Genomic DNA, 3,712 nt, shown 5'->3' with positions numbered 1-3,712 from the left:
GCGGCGGAGGCGGGCGCGGCCGGACCGGCAGAGACGGGCGCGGGCCAGGCGGCCAGGATCAGCGCACCGAGGGCACTGCCGATCACAACCTGACGGATCATGGCTGGGCCGGTTCGGCCACGGTCTCATCCGGTACGGCGGCCGTGCCGTCACCCGTCGCCTTCTCCCGCCGTATGGCCAGGGCCAGCACGGGCACCAGCGCGAGGCCCACACACGCCGCCCCGGCGATCACGTAGTACGGGGCGAACAAGCTGCCGGTGGCGTCCTCGATGCGGCCGTACACGAAGGGTCCGACGAAGCCGCCGGTGATGCCCAGCGTGTTGATGAACGCCAGCCCCGCCGCGGCCAGCAGCCCCGACATCCGCGACATGGCCACGGACCAGAACAACGGCAGGGTGCCGAGGGCGAAGAAGCTGGACAGGAAGATCAGCCCGACCCGCCAGACCGCGTTGGTGGACAGCAGGAAGCCGGTCATGATCAGCAGCGTGGCGCCCGCGCAGATGCCGATGAGCAGCACCTCGTGGCCGTACCGGCGTTTGAGCCAGGGGAAGAGCAGCACGCCCGCCAGGCCCGCGATGCCGCCGCTGCCGGCCACGACCCCGATCAGGAACGAGCTGTCCAGGCCGAGTGCCTGCAGTACGGCCGGGAAGTTGAAGCCCACGCCGGAGCTGATGGCCTGGTTGACGAAATAGATCGCGGCGAGCACGAGGATCACCGGGCGCCCGAAGGCCAGCCGCAGGTTGCCGCGTACCCGGGTCGCTGAGGGGGCGTCGTTGCCGACGGCCTGCTCGGACAGGACGGCCGCCTCCTGTGGCGTGAGCCATTTCGCGTCGCTCGGCCGGTCCGGCAGGGTGAACCAGACCAGTCCGCCGACCAGGATCGTGACGAGTCCTTCGATCAGAAACATCCACTGCCAGCCGTGCAGGCCGCCGGCGCCGTCCAGTTCCATGAGGGCGCCGCCCATCGGTGAGCCGATGAAGATGGCGATGCAGGGCGCGGTGTAGATCAGGCCGACCATCGTGACGCGGTGCTTCTGGGAGAACCAGAGCGTCACCATGTACATCAGTGCCGGGAAGAGGCCGGCCTCGGCCGCGCCGAGCAGCAGGCGGAGCACGTAGAACGACGCCTCGTTCTGCACGAACATCATGGCGGCGGACACCGCGCCCCAGCTGATCGCGATCCGGGTGATCCACACCCGCGGACCGACCCGGTACAGCACCAGGTTGCTCGGCACCTCGAGCAACGCGTAGCTGACGAAGAACAGACCGGCGCCGAGGCCGTAGGCGGCCGCGCTGATCCCGATGTCGGCCTCCAGCGCGGTTTTCGCGAGGGCGACGTTGGTCCGGTCGACGTAGGACATGAAGTAGGCGATGCCGATGATCGGCAGCAGCCGGACCATCGCTTTCCTGGTGGCCGGCTCGTGTAGTGCGGCCCTGGCGTCCATCATGCGATGCCTCCGCGTAAGCTCGCTGATCAGGCATACTACTGAGTATTACGTTATGACCATCGATGTATTGTGTCAACGGTCACAGTCGCGATCGGACCGGATAGGCTGGCCGCGGACCAGGAGGTGCCCCCTTGAGCGCGACCCCGGAAGTGGCCGCCGACGTCCGCGCGAAGATCCTCGACGCGGCGGCCGAGGCGTTCATGCGCAACGGCTTCGCCGGCACCACGATCGACGACATCGCCCGCGACGTGCGGGCCACCAAGGGCCTGATCTACTACCACTTCCGGTCGAAGTTCGACATCTTCCTGGCGGTCTACGGCGAGGGCATGCGCCGCGTCCGGGAACGCGTCGAGCCGCACACCGCCGGGCCCGGAACGGCCCGCGACCGGCTGGTGGCCATGTCGATCGCCCACCTGCTCAACCTGATGGAGGCCCTGGCCTACCACCACGTCGTCCACCAGGCCGTACGCGGTGAGGTGTCCGCGGCGCTGAAGACGCGCCAGATCGAGGCCCTGAAAGACCTGAACCGGCTCCGCAGCGACTACGAGCAGATGTTCCACGCCGCCGTGGTCGCGGGGATCGCGGACGGCTCGCTGCGGCCGGTGGACCCGGGCCTGGCCGCGCGGACCCTGCTGAGCAACCTCAACGCGGTCGACATGTGGTACCGCCGGATCGACGGCCAGAGCGCCGACGAGGTGCACGACCTCGCCGTACGGATCGTCGACCTGCTGATCGGCGGGCTCGCCGCCTGAGGCCGGCGGCGGTCAGTTCAGGATCCGCGCCAGGCCGGCCAGATCGACCCGCACCTGACCGCCGTCGGGCACCTGCGACGTGGCCCGGAAGAGCTCCGCGTAGAACCGCATGCCTTGGACATCCGCGGCGGGCCGCACATTGTCCACAGTGAAGTCACCACCGAGGACGAACGGCACGACCGGGAACAGCCTCTCGCCGGGCTCGAGCGGCCGATACCGCGTCTGCCACTCGTGCGCCAGCGGATGGCCGGTCATCACCTCGAAGTCGCCGAGCAACCGGGCTGCCCACTCCTCGATCGTCGCTGCGAGCGGCTCCACCTCGCCGGATTCGGGATTGAACGAGACCACACCGTCCCGGGTGACGCCGAACTGGCCACCGAACAGGTCCTCGGCGAACAGGACAACGCCGTTCAGGTGGTCGCCGTAGATCCCGGTCCAGTCGTGCCGCGCATTCCAGCTCGCGATGTCCAGTACGCCGCCCACCGGTGCACCGGACGGCCTGACCAGAAGCGCGGACTCGAAGGCATAGAAGCCGTTCTTCCGCTCGAACAGCGGCGCCAGCAGTGGCGGTAGTTGCCCGGTCGCAAAGCCGACGGCCCCGGCGGACATGCTCGGCGATCCGACTGAGATCAGCTTCTCCAGCCTCTGCCCCATGTCACTCCACCCCGATCAGGTCCAGCGGCGCCGCTGAAGGTGGAGTCAAGTCTCGCATCAGCCGGCCGGAGGGCCGTTTGACCGTCACCGGTACGGCGTAGGTTCACCGCATGCGCCTGCTGGCTGGTACGGCCCTCTCCCCCGCGACGGCCGACGACACGATCCGGATCGGTACGGTCACACTCTCGCCGGAACGACTGCTCGCCTGTGCGAACGCGGTGGCCGACGACATCCGCGGTGAGCCGGTCGTGGCGGTGCACGCGACCGCGACCGCCGAGGCCGTGGTGGCGATCGTCGGGGCGATGCTCGGCGGCGCCGCGGTCGTCCCGGTGCCACCGGACTCCGGGCCGCGGGAACGGTCGCACATCCTGCGCGACTCCGGGGCGACCCTGCTGCTCGCCGCCGGCCCGGACCCGGCCGCCGAGATCCGCGTACGTCAGGTTGACCTGCACCGGAGCTCGGACAACGGCCACCCGGAGCCGAAGCCGGAGCAGGCCGCGCTGATCATGTACACGAGCGGCACCACCGGACCGCCGAAGGGTGCGGTGCTCTCGCACCGCGCGCTCGAGGCCGGCATCGACGCGCTGGCCGACGCCTGGGCCTGGCATCCCGACGACGTGCTCGTGCACGGTCTGCCGCTGTTCCACGTGCACGGGCTCGTCCTCGGTGTGCTCGGCGCCCTGCGGGTCGGTTGCCGGCTGCACCACACCGGGCGGCCCGACCCCGAGGCGTACGCGGCCGCGGCCGGAACGCTCTACTTCGGCGTACCGACGGTGTGGTCCCGGGTGTGCGCCCAGCCGGTCGTGGCCGAGCGCCTGCGCTCCGCCCCCGCAGGATCGTCGCCGTGTCACGCAGGTCC

The 3,712-nt window shown here is 69.9% G+C and carries 4 protein-coding genes; 2 read left to right on the top strand and 2 right to left on the bottom strand.

The features are described 5' to 3' along the window. Positions 1–97: 97 nt before the first annotated feature. Positions 98–1,447 (bottom strand): MFS transporter, encoded by a 1,350-nt coding sequence (locus tag AB0C29_RS31775; RefSeq protein ID WP_360827959.1) that lies wholly within the window; start codon positions 1,445–1,447, stop codon positions 98–100. 131 nt (positions 1,448–1,578) lie between these two features. Here AB0C29_RS31775 and AB0C29_RS31770 point away from each other — a divergent pair, with 131 nt between their 5' ends. Further along, a complete protein-coding gene (locus tag AB0C29_RS31770; RefSeq protein WP_360827956.1) occupies positions 1,579–2,199 on the top strand; it encodes a TetR/AcrR family transcriptional regulator in 621 nt (206 codons plus the stop codon). A gap of 12 nt (positions 2,200–2,211) precedes the next feature. Here the strand turns inward: AB0C29_RS31770 and AB0C29_RS31765 are convergent, their stop codons facing one another. Beyond that, a complete protein-coding gene (locus tag AB0C29_RS31765; RefSeq protein ID WP_360827953.1) occupies positions 2,212–2,853 on the bottom strand; it encodes a hypothetical protein in 642 nt (213 codons plus the stop codon). A 110-nt stretch (positions 2,854–2,963) separates the two neighbouring features. Here AB0C29_RS31765 and AB0C29_RS31760 point away from each other — a divergent pair. Continuing rightward, positions 2,964–3,712, top strand: a 749-nt coding sequence (locus tag AB0C29_RS31760; protein ID WP_360827951.1) for an AMP-binding protein, incomplete at its 3' end; no start/stop codon positions are given.

Source organism: Actinoplanes sp. NPDC048791 (assembly GCF_040650095.1).
Classification (GTDB): Bacteria; Actinomycetota; Actinomycetes; order Mycobacteriales; family Micromonosporaceae; genus Actinoplanes.
This window is presented reverse-complemented; position numbering and strand designations above follow the sequence as displayed.

What these genes read in the sequence shown, in the direction of transcription:
- AB0C29_RS31775 (WP_360827959.1), bottom strand. Translation starts at nt 1,447, where the DNA reads ATGATGGACGCCAGGGCCGCACTACACGAGCCGGCCACCAGGAAAGCG.
- AB0C29_RS31765 (WP_360827953.1), bottom strand. Translation starts at nt 2,853, where the DNA reads ATGGGGCAGAGGCTGGAGAAGCTGATCTCAGTCGGATCGCCGAGCATG.